Here is a 15,753-nt window from a genome sequence, read left to right as displayed (position 1 = left end):
CGGACTCAGTCGTCGTCGCGGCCCTCGTACTCGTCCAGCAGGCCGTCCTTGCGGGCCGCGGAGACGATCCGGCGCACGTTGGCCAGCGCGCCGCAGTCGTTGTCGATCTGCCGGTTGCGCTCGGCGCAGAACTGCTCGCCCAGGTCCGCGCGCACCCGCGGTCCGACCTCGTCACGCGCGGGGTTGAGGATCGTCAGCTCCTCCTCGGTGAGGTGGTGGTTGACCACCCGGGCGAGCTCCTCGACGGCGTCCTCGAACGCGTCGGTGTCGGTGCCCTTCAGCTCGAGCACGGCGAGCAGGGCGGCGTTGCCCTCGGCGTGCTCCTCCTCACCGTGCTCGGCCTCGTGCTCGCCGACCGCACGCTTGCGCCGCAGCTGCGGGTAGACGTGCCTCTCCTCGGCCTCGGCGTGGGCGACATGCAGCGTGGCGAAGGCGCGGCGTACGGCGTCGCGGTCCTGGCTGCTGTCGCGCAGGTCGCGCAGCAGCTCCTCGAAGCGACGGTGGTCGTCGAGGATCACGTCGACGACGTCGCCCTGCACGGGCCGGCCCAGGTCGATGTTGGTCATGACGGCTACGTAGCCCGCCCGCGCCGGGGTCAAACCTGTGCCGGTCGACGCCGGATCCGGCTCAGATCGCGCAGAGCAGCTCGGGACCGGCCATCGTCGCGATCGCCCCGGCCCGCGGCTCGAGGACGCCGGCCTTGGTCGAGGACCACGCGAACGCCAGCCGGAAGACGTCGCTGACGTCGAACGTGCGGCTCTCCGACTGGGTGAGCATGAACTGCCCCGAGAAGAGCTGCTCGCTGTCGCCGGTCAGGGTCACGTGGGCGGTGGCGTCGGCGTCGCCGTCGTCGCCGGCCCCGAAGCGCGTGCGCAGCGTCGTGCAGGACGGGTCGAGGTTCCAGTCGATGGTGCCCTTGGCGGCCCCGGCGTTGGACACGACCGAGTTGGCGTACTGCTTGCCGCCGATGCTCACCGTGGTGCCCGCCCGGGTGCCGTCGATGGCGCGGACCGCCAACTGGGTCAGCGGGACCCAGCGCAGCACGGTGACCTTGACCGGCTTGCTCGTGCCCGCCTTGACCTTGCCGGCCTTCGGCACCATCACGCGGTAGGACCGGAGACCCGGCGTCGACGGCTTGTCGACGTAGCGGAACTTGCCCGCCTTGGTCATCGTCAGTCTCTTCTCGACGGCCCACTTGCGGCCCTCGATCCGCTTCTGGAGCACGACCGTGCCGCCCTTGGCGGCGGGCTTGACCCTGCCGGACAGCACCAGCTTCTGGCCCGTGATCACCGTGGTCTTGCTCGCCTTCAGCGTCGGCTGGTACGCCGCGCGCCGCTCGGTCGGGGCCTGTGCGGCCGTCGCGGCCGGTGCCGTGAGCCCGGCGGCGAGGACGACGCCCAGCCCGGCGAGTGCGAACCTGGTGATCATGGGCGTGCTCCCTCTGGTCGATGCTGCCCCGGTGGGCACGGCGACCCTAGCCCAGCGGCACCTGCGGATCAGGGCACCGCGCGGACGATGCCCTCCAGCTCGTCGCGGTCGACGAACCGGCGGGTGCGCACCCGGTACCGGTAGATCTGGACCAGGCCGAGCGACCAGAGCAGGTACTGGGTGCACATCGCCCAGCGGAAGGCCGACGGCGTGTAGTCGCTGCCGCCCGGCGTACGCCAGTCGAGCACGACCCCGATCGCGATCACCAGCACCAGGCTGGCGACGAACCCGCCCTGGTTGATGATGCCGCTGGCGCTGGCCAGCCGCTCGTGCGGGTTGGAGGTGCGGCCGACGTCGAAGCCGATCATCGAGGCCGGGCCGCCGATGCCCACCACGATCACGAGGACGATCAGCAGCCAGAGCGGTGCGGTGCCCGGCCAGGCGAGCACCACGGTCCAGACGACGACGATGGCCGTCACGATCGTGAGCACCATGGTGGACCGTTGCCAGGGATACGCGCCGACCAGCCAGCCCAGGGTCGGACCGGCGGCCATCACCGCCAGCACCATCAGGGTCAGCAGCAGGCCCGCCGACGCGGCGGACTGGTGCTCGCCCCGGACGAAGAACGGGTAGCCCCACAGCAGGGTCAGCGCGGTCGCGCTGAACTGCGTCGAGAAGTGCATCCAGAAGCCCAGCCGGGTGCCGGGGTGGGCCCACGACGCGGCCAGGCTGGCCCGGATCGACCGCAGGGACATCGCCGGGCCCCGCAGGTTGCGGTGGGCCGGTGAGTCCCGCAGCACGGCCAGCACCGCGACGGCCAGCACCAGCCCGAGGGAGGCCGCGATCAGGTACGCCGTGCGCCAGCCCAGGTGGCCGAGCGCCCAGGTCATCGGCGCCGCGGCCAGCACCGCGCCCAGCTGCCCGAGGGTGCCGGTGAGCTGGGTGACCAGCGGAATCCGGCGAGCCGGGAACCAGGTCGCCACCAGCCGGAGCACGCAGATGAAGGTCATCGCGTCGCCCAGGCCGACGAAGAACCGGGCCACCAGCGCGGCCGGGTAGGTCTCCGCGAGCGCGAATCCCGCCTGGGCGAGCGTCAGCAGCGCCGTGCCGCAGAGCAGCACGCTGCGTGACCCGAACCGGTCGACGAGCAGCCCCACCGGGATCTGCATGCCAGCGTAGACCACCAGCTGGAGCATCGTGAACGTCGCCAGCTGGGACGCCGAGATGTCGAAGCGGTCGGTCGCGGCCAGACCGGCGACGGCGAGGGACGAGCGGTGGAAGACCGCGACGAGGTAGACCAGCAGCCCGACGATCCACACCACCCAGGCACGCGCCGTGGTGGTGGTCGGCTGCATCACTCCCCCGATTCTAGGCCCGGCGGCTTGCGAGACCGGCGCCAGGGCGGTCCCCCGCGGGGCCCGCGCGCTGGTTGAGGTGCGAGGGCCGCCAGGCCCGAGCCTCGAAACCCGCGCTCGCCGACCAACCACACGGTTTCACGGCCCAGGCTCCGCAGGCGGCCGCCCGCGGAGCCGGTGGTTTCGAGGCTCGGCGCTAGCGCGCCTCACACCTCAACCACCGACCAAGTGCCCGCGCGCTGGTTGAGGTGCGAGGGCCGCCAGGCCTGAGCCTCGAAACCCGCACGCGCCGACCAACCAGGTGGTCTCGAGGTTCAGGCGCCAGAGCGCCTCCGCACCTCAACCACCGCGGGCCCGCTAGTCGAGGCAGAACTCGTTGCCCTCGGGGTCCTGCATGACGATGTGTCCTCCGGACATGGGCGGGGCGGGCTCGTGGCGCTCCACGCGGGTCGCGCCGAGGCCGACCAGGCGGGCGCACTCGGCCTCGAGCGCGGCCATCCGCTCCTCGCCCGCCAGCCCGGGGGCGGCGCGGACGTCGAGGTGCACGCGGTTCTTGGCTGCCTTGCCCTCCGGCACCTGCTGGAAGAACAGCCGCGGGCCGACCCCGCCGGGGTCGACGCACGCGGACGCGCTGTTGCGCTGGTCGGGCGGCAGCGACTCCGAGAAGGCGTCCCAGGAGTCGAAGCCCGGCGGGGGCGGTGGGAACTCGTAGCCCAGTGCGTCGTTCCAGAACAGCGACAACGCCCGTGGGTCGGCGCAGTCGAAGGTCACCTGGACTTCTCGGACATCGCTCACTTGGCACCTGCTTCCATCATCTGCCGCAGCTCCTTCTTCAGGTCGCCGATCTCGTCGCGCAGGCGGGCGGCCACCTCGAAGTGCAGCTCGGCCGCGGCGCCCTTCATCTGGTCGGTGAGCTCCTGGATCAGCTGGGCGAGCTCGGCGCTCGGCAGCCCCGCCAGGTCCTTGCTGTGCTGGCCCGACTCTCCACCGGCCATCCGGGACAGCGCGGGGACCGGGGCCTTCCGGTTCTTCGGGTCCATGTGCTGCCAGGTCTCCAGCAGCGCCTGGGTCGACTCGTCCTCGCGCGCCAGCATGTCGGTGATGTCGGCGATCTTCTTGCGCAGCGGCTGCGGGTCGATGCCGTTGGCCTCGTTGAAGGCCACCTGCCGCGCCCGGCGCCGGTTGGTCTCGTCGATCGCCGCCTCCATCGACGGCGTGATCTTGTCGGCGTACATGTGCACCTGGCCGGAGACGTTGCGGGCGGCACGGCCGATCGTCTGGATCAGCGACTTGTCGGAGCGCAGGAAGCCCTCCTTGTCGGCGTCGAGGATCGCGACCAGCGACACCTCCGGCAGGTCGAGGCCCTCGCGGAGCAGGTTGATGCCGACGAGCACGTCGTACTGCCCCAGCCGCAGGTCGCGCAGCAGCTCGATGCGCTTGAGCGTGTCGACCTCGGAGTGCAGGTAGCGGGTGCGGACGCCGGCGTCGAGGAGGTAGTCGGTGAGGTCCTCCGACATCTTCTTGGTCAGCGTGGTGACCAGGACCCGCTCGTTCCTCTCGACGCGGGTGTTGATCTCGTGGATGAGGTCGTCGATCTGGCCCTTGGTCGGCTTGACGATCACCTCGGGGTCGACCAGCCCGGTCGGCCGGATGATCTGCTCGACGGTGTCGCCCTGGACCTTGTCGAGCTCGTAGTCGCCCGGGGTCGCGGAGAGGTAGATGGTCTGCCCGATCCGGTCGAGGAACTCCTCCCAGCGCAGCGGCCGGTTGTCCATGGCGCTGGGCAGCCGGAAGCCGTGGTCGACGAGGTTGCGCTTGCGCGACATGTCGCCTTCGTACATGCCGCCGATCTGGGGCACGGCCACGTGCGACTCGTCGACGACGAGCAGGAAGTCCTCGGGGAAGTAGTCGAGCAGGCAGTTGGGCGCCGAGCCGCGGGTGCGGCCGTCGATGTGCATCGAGTAGTTCTCGATGCCCGCGCACGAGCCGACCTGCCGCATCATCTCGACGTCGTACGTCGTGCGCATCCGCAGCCGCTGCGCCTCAAGCAGCTTGCCCTGCCGCTCGAAGGTCGCGAGCTGGTCCTCCAGCTCGAGCTCGATGCCCTGGATCGCGCGCTCCATGCGCTCCGGACCGGCGACGTAGTGGGTGGCCGGGAAGACGTAGAGCTCGGTGTCGTCCGTGACCACCTCGCCGGTGATCGGGTGCAGCGTCATCAGCCGCTCGATCTCGTCGCCGAAGAACTCGACCCGCACCGCCAGCTCCTCGTAGACCGGGAAGATCTCGAGGGTGTCGCCGCGGACCCGGAAGGTGCCGCGGGTGAACGTCATGTCGTTGCGGGTGTACTGGATCTCCACGAGGCGGCGCAGGATCGAGTCGCGGTCGTGCTCCTCCCCCACCTTGAGCCGGACCATCCGGTCGACGTACTCCTGCGGCGTGCCCAGGCCGTAGATGCACGAGACGGTGCTGACCACGATCACGTCGCGCCGGGTCAGCAGGCTGTTGGTCGCGGAGTGCCGCAGCCGCTCGACCTCCTCGTTGATCGAGGAGTCCTTCTCGATGTAGGTGTCGGTCTGCGGGACGTAGGCCTCGGGCTGGTAGTAGTCGTAGTAGGAGACGAAGTACTCGATCGCGTTGTCGGGGAAGAGCTGGCGCAGCTCGTTGGCGAACTGCGCCGCGAGGGTCTTGTTGGGCTGCATCACCAGCATCGGGCGCTGCAGCTGCTCGGCCACCCACGCCACGGTCGCGGTCTTGCCGGTGCCGGTGGCACCGAGCAGCACGACGTCCTCGACCCCGCCCCGGATCCGCTTGCTGATCTCGGCGATCGCGGCCGGCTGGTCGCCGGAGGGCTGGTAGTCGGAGACGACCTTGAACGGCGCCACCCGGCGCTCGAGGTCGGTCACTGGTCGCATAGCTCCGAGCCTAGACCGGCCCACCGACATCGCCCGACGGCCGATCCCGGCGGCTCGACGAGGGTCGATAGATTGGCCCCGTGACCGACGACCGCCTGCCGCTCGAGCGACTGCTGCGGCTGCTCCGTCGGACCCTCCTGACCATCGTCGGGGCACAGCTCGCGCTCGCCCTCGGGATGACGCTGGTCGACTCCTACCGGCGCCGCGGCAAGCGGCCCAAGCCGTTCCCGGTCACCCCGCCGCGCGACGTGGCCGTGGGCGACGGGGCGCTCACGCCGTACACCTTCGGCCAGGACCTGTACGACGCGATGATCGACGCGATCGAGAGGGCCGAGCGGCAGATCCTCTTCGAGACCTACATCTGGAAGGGCGACGAGATCGGCGAGCGGTTCAAGGCCGCGCTCGCCGCCGCGGCCGACCGCGGCGTCGAGGTCTACTGCATCTACGACGGCTTCGCGAACCTCGTCGTCTCCCCCCGGTTCAAGCGCTTCCCGCCGACCATGAAGGTGCTGCGCTACCCGATCTACCCGGCCGGCTGGAAGTTCTACGACCTCGCCCGCTACGGCCGCGACCACCGCAAGATCCTCGTGGTCGACGACGCGGTCGGCTTCGTCGGCGGCTACAACATCGGAACGGCGTACGCCACCGAGTGGCGCGACACCCACGTGCAGATCACCGGACCGGGCGTGTGGGACCTCAAGCGCGCGTTCGCCGACTTCTGGAACCTCAACCGCCGACGCCGGATCGGTACGTCGGAGCGGCCACTGCTGCTGGAGACCGCCTCGACCTGGGAGCCGCGGATCCGCTTCCACCGCAACGTGCCGCGGCTGTGGATGTTCCCGATCCGGTCGATGTACATCGAGGCGATCAACCGCGCCTCCACCCGGGTCTGGATGACCCAGGCCTACTTCTGCCCCGACCAGGACTTCGTCGACGCGATCAAGGACGCGGCCCGGCGCGGCGTCGACGTCCGACTGCTGGTGCCGCTGAAGTCCAACCACATCGTGGCGGACTGGATCTCGCGCGGGTACTTCTCCCAGCTGCTCGACGCCGGGGTGCGGATCTTCCGGTTCAAGGACGCGATGGTGCACGCGAAGACCGCCACCATCGACGGCACCTGGTCGACCGTCGGCACCGCGAACGTCGACCGGCTCAGCCTCCAGGGCAACTACGAGATCAACATCGAGGTCATCGACCCCGCCTTCGCCGCCGAGATGGAGCGGATCTACGCCGCCGACGAGTCCAACTGCCTCGAGCTCACCCGCAGCGAGTGGGAGGCGCGCGACCTGCACCGCAAGTTCACCGAGACGATCCTCGCACCGCTGCGGCCGCTGCTCTGAGCCCGGCCCGGTGGTTTCGAGGCTCGCTCCGCTCGCACCTCGACCACCGTCCTTCGTGGTGGTTTCGAGGCTCGGGCCTGGCGGCCCTCGCACCTCAACCACCGTGGCGCTCAGCGGCGGGTGACCCGGGCGGGCAGGTGCGTGCGCGGCTCCATCCGCGGGCCGCGGCGCGGACGCCGTCCGGCGGCCAGGCCGAGCAGCACCGGCACCCGGCCGCGATGCGGGCGCCACGGTTCGAGGAACTCCGCGAGCTCGGCGTCGTCGAAGGCGCGGCCGGCGACCGCCCAGCCGACGTCCTTGGCCACGTGGTAGTCGCCGAAGGACACCGCGTCGGGGTCGCCGTGGGCGCGCTGGCGCACCTCGGCGGCGGTCCAGACGCCGACGCCGGGCAGCGTGGTGAGTCGGCGCTCGACCTCCTCGCCCGGCAGCCCGACGGTGCGCTCGAGCGCGTCGGCGACCCTGGCGGCGGAGGCCAGTGCCCGCGAGCGGGCGGGGTCGACGTGCATCCGCAGCCACTCCCAGGACGGCACCTGCCGGATCGTCGCCGCCGCGGGCTGCACCCACAGCCGGCGGTCGGCGCCCGGGCCCGGCGCACGCTCGCCGTACCGGTGCACGAGCATCCGGAAGCCCGCGAACGCCTCCTGCCCGGTGACCCGCTGCTCGATGATCGCCGGGGTCAGCGCCTCCATGACCAGGCCGGTGCGACCGATCCGCCAGGCGGCGTAGCGGCGCCACCCCTCGACGACCAAGGGATGGCGCGGCTCGAACCCCGAGACGTCGTCGTCGGCCCCGAGCAGCGCCGGCAGCGAGGCCAGCGCCCAGTCGGCGCCCGGTCCCCAGGCCTCGGCGCGCACGACGCCCTCGGCCGAACGCGGCTCGACCATCAGGGTGGCCGGCCCCTCCGGCGTACGGATGCCGCGCCAGTGGCGCTCCCCCTCGATGCGGTACGTCGGGTCGCCGCCGCCCCGTTTGTGGACGGCGAGCACCGACGCGACCGGGCACGGCCAGTCGGGTCGCCATTCCCGCACCCGTCCGTCCACGCCGGTGAGGATAGCCCGGCACCCCGACACTGGAACACGTTCTATTCTCGTCCCATGTCGCTGCTGATCGAGGACCGCAACCGGGTCCGCACGCTCACCCTCGACCGCCCCGACGCGCTCAACGCCTTCAACGAGGCGCTGTACGACGCGACGACCGACGCGCTGCGCGCCGCGGCCGACGATCCGGGCGTCGCGGTGGTGCTGTTGACCGGCAACGGCCGGGCGTTCAGCGCCGGCACCGATCTGCTCGAGATGCACGCGCGGGCGACCGATCCCGGGTTCGTGCCGGGCCGGCACGGGTTCGTCGGGCTGCTCGACGCGCTCGTCGACTTCCCCAAGCCGTTGGTGTGCGCCGTCAACGGCGTCGGGCTGGGCATCGGCGCGACCGTCCTCGGCTTCGCCGACCTCGCGTTCATGTCGACGACCGCCCGGCTGAAGTGTCCGTTCACCAGCCTGGGCGTCGCGCCCGAGGCGGCCTCGTCGTACCTGCTCCCCCGGCTGGTCGGGCGCCAGGACGCCGCGTGGGCGCTGCTCTCGGCGGAGTGGATCACCGCCGCGGAGGCGCTCGAGATGGGGCTGGTCTGGCGGGTCTGCGAGCCCGACGACCTGCTGCCGGAGGCGCGCCGCCACGCCGAGGTGCTGGCCGCCCGCCCGATCTCGTCGCTGGTCGCGGTGAAGCGGACCATGACCGAGCCGCTGCGCGCGGGCATCGACGCCGCGCGGCAGCGCGAGAACGCGGCGTTCGCCGAGCTGATGGGCGGCCCGGCCAACCTCGAGGCGCTCACCGCGTTCGCCGAGGGCCGCGAGCCGGACTTCACGAGCCTGCCGCCGGGGTGGTGAGCCCGGCTCACCCGTCCTCGGTCACGACCGCGCACGCGTCGGGGTCGTGGCTGGTCCGGCCGTCGACGAGGGCGGCCTTGGCGAGCAGCCGGCGGAGTACGTCGCGCTCCCCCGGCTCGAGCCCACCGAGCACCTCCTCCTCGGCTGCGGCCACCCGGCCGCACGTGCGCGCGACCAGCCGACGGCCGCGCGCGGTGGCGACCACCTGCCGCTGTCGACGGTCGGCGGGGTTCTGCCGGCGCTCGACGAGGCCGGCCTCCACCAGGCCGTCGATCAGGTAGGTCATCACGGTGCGGTCGATGCCGAGATGGGTGGCGAGGGCGAGCTGGCTGGGCTGCTCGCCGCGGATCACCTCGCAGAGGGTCTGATAGCCCCGCGGGCCGTGGGGCACGTCCTCGAGCAGGGGGCCGATCCGCTCGCGGTAGCCGCGCAGCAGCGAGCCGAGGGCCCAGCCGAGGTCCTCGGCGGGCTCGGTCCCGCGGTGGGAGTCGTGCGGCTCGGTCACGGGAACATCGTACCCGCTTCTGTTGTTCAGCAGATCGTCTGTGGCACATACGATCTGTCGCGACAACGGTAGAGGGAGAACCCGGGATGACGAACGAGGTCGCCATCGAGCTGACCCTCGGCGAGCTCTCGCTCGACGAGCTGACCGCCCTGACCCGGCATGCCGAGGCCACGGACCTCGATCTGGTGGTGCTCACCGGAGAGGACGCCTTGCTCGACCCGTGGACCACCGCCGTCTGGCTCGCCGGGCGCACCGAGCGGATCCGGATCGCGACCGACCGGCCCGGCTCCCCACTGCCCGCGGTCGCGGCGAAGGCGCTCGCCAGCGCCGAGGCGCTCAGCGGCGGCCGGGTGCTCGTGGCCGATCCCGCACTCGTGCGCCTGCCGGCCCGCTCGACCGACGACGTCGACGGCCACGCGCCCGCGGTCCACGCCGCCCGGCGCGAGCGCCGCCTGACGCACCGGCGTCCGGGCATCGCGTACGACGACCTGCCCGCCTCGCTCGCGGCGACCGCGGTCGAGCCCGGCGATCCGGCGTACCGCGGCGCGAGCTCGACGTACCTGCGCGGCGGCTCCCCCGGCCTCGTGCTCCGGCCGCGCTCGGCGACGGAGGTCGCGCACGCCGTGGCGTTCGCGCGCGGCCATCGCGACCTGCCGCTCGGCGTGCGCAGCGGCGGCCACGGCGTGAGCGGTCGGTCGACCAACGACGGCGGGCTGGTCGTCGACGTCGGCGCGCTCGACGAGGTCGAGGTGATCGACGAGGAGCACCACCTGGTGCGGATCGGGCCCGGCGCCCGCTGGAAGGACGTCGCGGCGGTCCTGGACGGCCACGGCTGGGCGATCGGCTCGGGCGACTACGGCGGTGTCGGGGTCGGCGGGCTCGCGACGGCCGGCGGGATCGGCTTCCTCTCCCGCAAGCACGGCCTGACCATCGACCAGCTGCGCGCGGTGGAGCTGGTGCTGGCCGACGGCAGCCGGGTTCGCGCGTCGCGGGAGGAGCGCCCGGACCTCTTCTGGGCGGTCCGCGGCGCCGGGGCGAACCTCGGCATCGTCACCGCGTTCGAGTTCGAGGCGAGCGAGATCGACCTGGTCGGCTGGGCCCAGCTGGTCGTGGTCGTGCCCGACCTCGCGGACGGGCTCCGTCGCTTCGGCGAGGTGGCCAGCGGTGCGCCCCGGGACACCACGGTCTTCCTGGTCACCGGCCGCCCGCAGCGCGACCAGGCCGTGCTCCAGCTCTACGGCATGGTCGAGTCGGCGGACCCCGAGGTCGTGATCGAGCGGCTCACGCCGTTCGCGGAGATCGGCGCGCTCGCCCGGCAGCAGGTGGTGCTGGCCCGCTACGCCGACGTGATGGCGATGGCCGCCGACGTCGGGCCCGAGGGCCACCGGGGGTACGGCGAGCCGGTCACCCGGTCGGCGTACGCACCCCGCCTGACGCCGGAGCTCGCCGCCGACACGGCCGCGCTGCTGGACACCGGGCTCGTCCACTTCTTCCAGCTGCGCACGATGGGCGGCGCGATCGCCGACGTACCCGCCGATGCCACCGCGTTCGCCCACCGCACGCCGGACTTCCAGGTCACCGCGATGGGCGCCGACCGGACCGGGCTGGACGCGGCCTGGGACGCGCTCGCGCCGCACTTCGACGGCCTCTACCTGAGCTTCGAGACCGACCCGCGGCCGGAGCGGCTGCACGACGCCTTCCCGCCGCCGACCCTCGCGCGACTGCGCGAGATCAAGCGGCGCTACGACCCGGAGAACCTCTTCCGGGACAACTTCAACATCGACCCTCAGGAGGGACCCCATGACTGACTACGGACACGACCTGCTGTTCGGCACCTTCGTGACGCCGTCGGTCCAGGGCGCCGGCCACGTGCTCGACCTGGCCGTGGCGGCCGACCGGGCCGGGCTCGACTTGGTGACCTTCCAGGACCACCCCTACCAGTCGGCCTTCCTCGACACCTGGACCCTGCTGGCGTACGCCGCGGCGCGCACCGAGCGCATTCACCTGGCCGGCAACGTGCTCAACCTCCCGCTCCGCCCACCGGCGCTGCTCGCGCGGGCGGCCGCGTCGCTCGACGTGCTCAGCGGCGGCCGGCTCGAGCTCGGCCTGGGCGCCGGCGCCTTCTGGGACGGCATCGAGGCGATGGGCGGCCGCCGGCTCACCCCCGCCGAGGGCGTGCGGGCGCTGCGCGAGGGCATCGGGGTGATCCGCGAGGTCTGGGACACCGACACCAAGGGCGGCGTGCACCACCGCGGCGAGTTCTACACCGTCGACGGCGCGAAGCGCGGACCACGGCCGGCGCACGAGATCGGCATCTGGGTCGGCGCCTACAAGCCGAAGATGCTCGAGCTCACCGGCGCCGTCGCCGACGGCTGGCTGCCGAGCATGAGCTACCTCCCCGACGGCGCCGACTCCCTACCGGGGCTCAACGCCCGCATCGACGACGCCGCGGTCGCGGCCGGCCGCGCACCCGGCGACGTACGCCGGCTGCTGAACTTCATGGACGCCGGCCCGTCGTCGTCCGCGGACTGGGCGGAGCAGCTCGCCGACCTCGCGCTCACCCACGGCATCAGCGGCTTCATCGTCGGCGGCGACGACCTCGCGACCACCGAGCGGCTGGCCGCCGAGGTGGCGCCGGCGGTGCGGGAGATCGTGTCGAAGGAGCGGTAGGGCCACCGGCCCGCCGTACCGTGTCGATCACGTGAGCACGCGCAGCGCGAGCTGCGTCGTCGCGGGCACGCCGAGGTATCCGATCACGCGCGAGACCCGGCCGGGGTCGAGCGGGAGCAGACCGGGGGTGCCCGCGGTCTCGGGGGTGAGGCCGAGATCGACGTCGGTGCGGCCGGTCATCATCGCGAGGTTGAACTCGAACCGTTCCCGCGCCTGCCGAGGGGCGAGACGCTTCAGCAGCGCCGAGCCGATGCGACGCCGGCCCGTCTCCTCGCAGTAGGAGTCGATCGTGGCCACCAGGTTGGCGCCGTCGCAGTGGTCGATGTCGGCCCACACCGCCCGCATCGAGCCCATCTGGGACAGCAGGATCGGTGCGGTCTTCTCGCCGATCCCGGCACGCCCGGCAGGTTGTCGCTGGCGTCGCCGCGGAGCGCGGCGTACTCGAGGTAGTGCTCCGCCGCGACGCCGTAGAGGGTTCGCAGCCGGGCCGGGTTCAGCAGCGGCGACCCGGAGATGCCGCCGTTGATCAGGCGCAGTACCTGGGTGCGCTCGCTGATGTGGGCGAAGGCGTCGCGGTCGGAGGTGACGATGACGCAGCGCCAGCCCTCCCGCTCGGCCCACGCCGCGGCCGACGCGCTGACGTCGTCCGCCTCCAGTCCCGGTGGCTGCACGGCGCGCAGGCCGAGGGCGTCGAGCAGGGATTGCGCGCGTCCGAGCTGGTCGACGAGCTCGGGGTCCTTCTCGGCGCGACCCGCCTTGTACGCCGGGTAGGCGGCCGCGCGGACCGAGGACTCCCGGTCGTCGAGCCCGAAGAGCACGGCATCCGGCGCGAACTGGTCGATCGCCTCGAGGATCTGACGCACCATGCCGTGCAGGGCCCACGCCGGGCGGTCGCCGAGATCCCGCAGCCCGGACTCCGCGCGGGCGTGGTGGTTGCGATGGAGCAGCGACGGGGCATCCACGGCGAGCAGCAGACGGGGCTCGAGGGTCACAGCAGGCCGATCCCGCGGGCATGCTCGCGCACGGCGTCGCTGTCGGCGGCCAGCACGAACGGCACGTCGGCGTCCCACCCGTCGGTGACCTGCTCGACCCGGCCGTCGCCGGGATCGAGCCGCACCTCGCGGATGTAGACCGCGAGCACCCGGCCCGGGTGGGCGCGCACGATGTCGGCGTACACCTGCGGGTCCCGCTCGCCGGAGTCGCCGATCAGCACGAACCGCAGCTGCGGGTGCAGCCGCAGCACCTCCTCGATCCGCTCGTGCTTGCGGGCCCGGCCCTGGTGGCTCCCGATCAGGTCGCGCAGCAGCACCGGCCCGAGCGGGAAGTCGCGGTGCCGGAGGAAGCCGACCAGGAACTCGTGCAGGTTCCACGGACTCGACGAGACGTAGAAGACCGGGTTGCCCTGGCCGTCCTCGGTGGCCGCGAGGTCCTGGTAGAGCTCGGCGGCACCCGGGAACGGCGTCCGGGTGAGCGCCGAGCCGGTGAAGGTCTGGCGCAGCATCAGGCCCACCCGCTGCACGCCGGTCTCGAGGATCGTGTCGTCGACGTCGCTGACGACGCCGAAGCGGGCGTCCGGGCCGGGCACCCGGACGCGCACCGGCACCCGGTGCTCGGTCAGGCCGCGGTAGTCGCCCGCGAGCTCGATCGTGCCGTCGTGCCAGGGGCTGTCCAGCCGGCTCGGCCGCAACTCGACGCGGAAGTAGCCCTCGTGGTCGGTGGCGACCTCGGCGGTGGCGTCGCCCACCGTGACCCGCAGCGGTACGCCGGGCAGCTCGTCGGTCACGAACTGGACCAGGCTCCGGCGCAGCGCCGCACCCAGGCCCTCGCCCGCCATCGCCGGTGTGGGCGGCGGGTTGTCGAGCACCCGGCCGCGGACCACGACCCCCTCCGGCCCGCCGTGGCCGAGGTAGGCGTCGATCCGGAAGCTCTCCGGGGTCCGCCCCGCCTTGCGGCGCAGCCGCACCGCGTCCCACCGGCGCTCGGCCTCGACCAGCAGCCACTGCTTGCGACCCACGGCCCCCACCCTAGGAGTCGACGGCCCAGCGCTGTCGGCGCCGTCGGCTTCAATGGACGCATGCTGCTCGCCGACGTCGTCGCCACCTCCGCGGCCGTCGCCGCGACCCGGTCGCGCAAGGCCAAGGTCGCCGCGATCGCGGAGCTGCTCGCGCGCGCCGCGGCCGAGTCGCAGGGGTCGCTCGAGACGGTGACGGCGTACGTCGGCGGGGCGCTGCGCCAGCGGCGCACCGGCCTGGGCTGGCGCGGCCTCTCCGCGCTGCCCGACCCGGCCTCGGCGGCCACGCTGACGGTGGCCGACGTGCACGCGGCGTTCGACGAGATCGCGGCGCTGGCGGGCGCGGGGTCGCAGGCCGCCCGGTCGGCCGCGGTGACCCGGCTGTTCGGGCGCGCGACCGAGGCGGAGCAGGCCTGGCTGCGCGGCGTCGTCACCGGTGAGGTGCGGCAGGGGGCACTCGACTCGCTGGTGCAGGAGGGCCTGGCGGCCGCTGCCGGCGTACCCCTCGCCACGGTGCGCCGGGCCGCCATGCTCGGCGGCTCGACCGTGGCCGTCGCACGGGCCGCGTTCGCGGGCCCCGACGCCCTGGCGGCCGTCCGGCTGGAGGTCGGTCGCCCGGTGCTGCCGATGCTCGCCTCGTCGGCGCCCTCGGTGGCCGAGGCCCTGGTCAAGGCAGGCGCGGGCGACCCGGTGGCGGTGGACGTGAAGCTCGACGGCATCCGGATCCAGGTGCACCGGCACGGCGACGACGTCGTGGTCGCGACCCGCTCGCTCGACGACATCACCGCCCGGCTGCCCGAGGTGGTCGCGGTCGCCCGCTCACTGCCGGCCACGACGTTCGTGCTCGACGGCGAGGCGCTCGCGCTCGACGACACCGGCCGACCTCGGCCGTTCCAGGAGACCGCATCGCGCACCGCGATGGCCGACGGGGTCGTCGTCACGCCGTACTTCTTCGACGTGCTGCACCTCGACGGCCAGGACCTCCTCGACTCCCCCGCCACCGAGCGCGCGGCCGCCCTGGAGCGGCTGGTGCCGCAGGCGCACCGGGTGCCGCGGCTGGTGACCGCCTCCCCCGACGAGGCGGAGGCCTTCCTCGGCGACACCATCGGCTCCGGCCACGAGGGCGTCGTCGTGAAGTCGCTGTCAGCGCCGTACGACGCCGGCCGGCGCGGCGCCGCGTGGGTCAAGGTCAAGCCCGTGCACACCCTCGACCTCGTCGTGCTCGCGGTCGAGTGGGGCTCGGGCCGCCGCCGGGGCTGGCTCTCCAACATCCACCTCGGCGCCCGCGACCCGGCCACCGGCGAGCTGGTGATGCTCGGCAAGACCTTCAAGGGCATGACCGACGAGATGCTCGCCTGGCAGACCGAGCGCTTCACCGAGCTCGCCCTGTCACCGGCGACCGTGCACGACCACTACGTCGTCGAGGTCCGCCCCGAGCAGGTGGTCGAGATCGCCTTCGACGGCGTACAGCGCTCGACGCGCTACCCCGGCGGCGTGGCGCTGCGGTTCGCGCGGGTCGTGCGGTACCGCGACGACAAGCCGGTCGACGAGGCGGACACGATCGACGCGGTTCGTGCGTACATCACCGGGGTGTCCGGCTGATTCGTCACCCGGTCGCGGCCGGACCATCGAGAATGGCCACGTGGAGAAGC

At 72.8% G+C, this 15,753-nt stretch carries 15 protein-coding genes; 5 read left to right on the top strand and 10 right to left on the bottom strand.

Going from position 1 to position 15,753, the window contains the following annotated elements:
• Nucleotides 1-5 precede the first annotated feature (5 nt).
• The 5 genes from KM427_RS12245 to uvrB form a co-directional block, all read right to left on the bottom strand.
• Nucleotides 6-566 carry a hemerythrin domain-containing protein gene (locus KM427_RS12245; RefSeq protein WP_215527351.1) on the bottom strand — a complete coding sequence of 187 codons (561 nt, stop codon included), beginning with the start codon at nt 564-566 and terminating at the stop codon, nt 6-8.
• Between the two features lie 61 nt (nt 567-627).
• Nucleotides 628-1,428: an NPCBM/NEW2 domain-containing protein gene (locus KM427_RS12240; RefSeq protein WP_215527350.1), complete on the bottom strand. Its 801-nt coding sequence runs from the start codon at nt 1,426-1,428 to the stop codon at nt 628-630.
• A 68-nt stretch (nt 1,429-1,496) separates the two neighbouring features.
• Nucleotides 1,497-2,783 (bottom strand): MFS transporter, encoded by a 1,287-nt coding sequence (locus KM427_RS12235; protein ID WP_183595076.1) that lies wholly within the window; start codon nt 2,781-2,783, stop codon nt 1,497-1,499.
• A 357-nt stretch (nt 2,784-3,140) separates the two neighbouring features.
• Nucleotides 3,141-3,554, bottom strand: coding sequence for a VOC family protein (locus tag KM427_RS12230; RefSeq protein ID WP_425490216.1), 414 nt, complete (start codon nt 3,552-3,554; stop codon nt 3,141-3,143).
• A 20-nt stretch (nt 3,555-3,574) separates the two neighbouring features.
• A complete protein-coding gene (uvrB, locus tag KM427_RS12225) occupies nt 3,575-5,695 on the bottom strand; it encodes an excinuclease ABC subunit UvrB (RefSeq protein ID WP_183594925.1) in 2,121 nt (706 codons plus the stop codon).
• A gap of 80 nt (nt 5,696-5,775) precedes the next feature.
• Between uvrB and KM427_RS12220 the strand changes: the two genes are divergently transcribed.
• A complete protein-coding gene (locus KM427_RS12220) occupies nt 5,776-7,035 on the top strand; it encodes a phospholipase D-like domain-containing protein (RefSeq protein WP_252275314.1) in 1,260 nt (419 codons plus the stop codon).
• Between the two features lie 110 nt (nt 7,036-7,145).
• On the opposite strand, the gene KM427_RS12215 is transcribed toward KM427_RS12220, so the two are convergent.
• Nucleotides 7,146-8,075, bottom strand: coding sequence for a DNA-3-methyladenine glycosylase family protein (locus KM427_RS12215; protein WP_215527349.1), 930 nt, complete (start codon nt 8,073-8,075; stop codon nt 7,146-7,148).
• A 54-nt stretch (nt 8,076-8,129) separates the two neighbouring features.
• Here KM427_RS12215 and KM427_RS12210 point away from each other — a divergent pair, with 54 nt between their 5' ends.
• Complete coding sequence (locus KM427_RS12210; RefSeq protein WP_215527348.1) at nt 8,130-8,915, top strand: enoyl-CoA hydratase/isomerase family protein; 786 nt, start codon at nt 8,130-8,132, stop codon at nt 8,913-8,915.
• Nucleotides 8,916-8,922: 7 nt separating this feature from the next.
• Here KM427_RS12210 and KM427_RS12205 read toward each other — a convergent pair whose 3' ends face one another.
• Nucleotides 8,923-9,420, bottom strand: coding sequence for a MarR family winged helix-turn-helix transcriptional regulator (locus KM427_RS12205; RefSeq protein WP_215527347.1), 498 nt, complete (start codon nt 9,418-9,420; stop codon nt 8,923-8,925).
• 86 nt (nt 9,421-9,506) lie between these two features.
• On the opposite strand from KM427_RS12205, the gene KM427_RS12200 reads away from it, so the two are divergent.
• Nucleotides 9,507-11,228 (top strand): FAD-binding oxidoreductase, encoded by a 1,722-nt coding sequence (locus KM427_RS12200; RefSeq protein WP_215527346.1) that lies wholly within the window; start codon nt 9,507-9,509, stop codon nt 11,226-11,228.
• Complete coding sequence (locus KM427_RS12195; RefSeq protein WP_215527345.1) at nt 11,221-12,090, top strand: LLM class flavin-dependent oxidoreductase; 870 nt, start codon at nt 11,221-11,223, stop codon at nt 12,088-12,090. The genes KM427_RS12200 and KM427_RS12195 overlap by 8 nt, the downstream gene beginning before the upstream one ends.
• A 27-nt stretch (nt 12,091-12,117) precedes the next feature.
• Here the strand turns inward: KM427_RS12195 and KM427_RS25500 are convergent, their stop codons facing one another.
• Genes KM427_RS25500 through KM427_RS12185 form a run of 3 tightly spaced genes read right to left on the bottom strand, consistent with a single transcriptional unit; the run spans nt 12,118 to nt 14,104 of the window.
• Nucleotides 12,118-12,270: a hypothetical protein gene (locus KM427_RS25500; protein ID WP_252275312.1), complete on the bottom strand. Its 153-nt coding sequence runs from the start codon at nt 12,268-12,270 to the stop codon at nt 12,118-12,120.
• A 53-nt stretch (nt 12,271-12,323) separates the two neighbouring features.
• Nucleotides 12,324-13,082: a 5'-3' exonuclease gene (locus KM427_RS12190; protein ID WP_252275310.1), complete on the bottom strand. Its 759-nt coding sequence runs from the start codon at nt 13,080-13,082 to the stop codon at nt 12,324-12,326.
• Entirely contained in the window at nt 13,079-14,104 is a 1,026-nt protein-coding gene (locus tag KM427_RS12185) for an App1 family protein phosphatidate phosphatase (protein ID WP_215527344.1), read from the bottom strand. The genes KM427_RS12190 and KM427_RS12185 overlap by 4 nt, the downstream gene beginning before the upstream one ends.
• A 60-nt stretch (nt 14,105-14,164) precedes the next feature.
• Here KM427_RS12185 and KM427_RS12180 point away from each other — a divergent pair, with 60 nt between their 5' ends.
• Nucleotides 14,165-15,703 (top strand): ATP-dependent DNA ligase, encoded by a 1,539-nt coding sequence (locus tag KM427_RS12180; protein WP_215527343.1) that lies wholly within the window; start codon nt 14,165-14,167, stop codon nt 15,701-15,703.
• The last annotated feature ends 50 nt before the right edge of the window (nt 15,704-15,753 follow it).

It is taken from the genome of Nocardioides sp. LMS-CY (genome assembly GCF_018732145.1).
Taxonomy (GTDB): Bacteria; Actinomycetota; Actinomycetes; order Propionibacteriales; family Nocardioidaceae; genus Nocardioides; species Nocardioides soli.
Note: the sequence above shows the minus strand (reverse complement) of the source record. Positions and strands in the feature narration are given on the sequence as shown.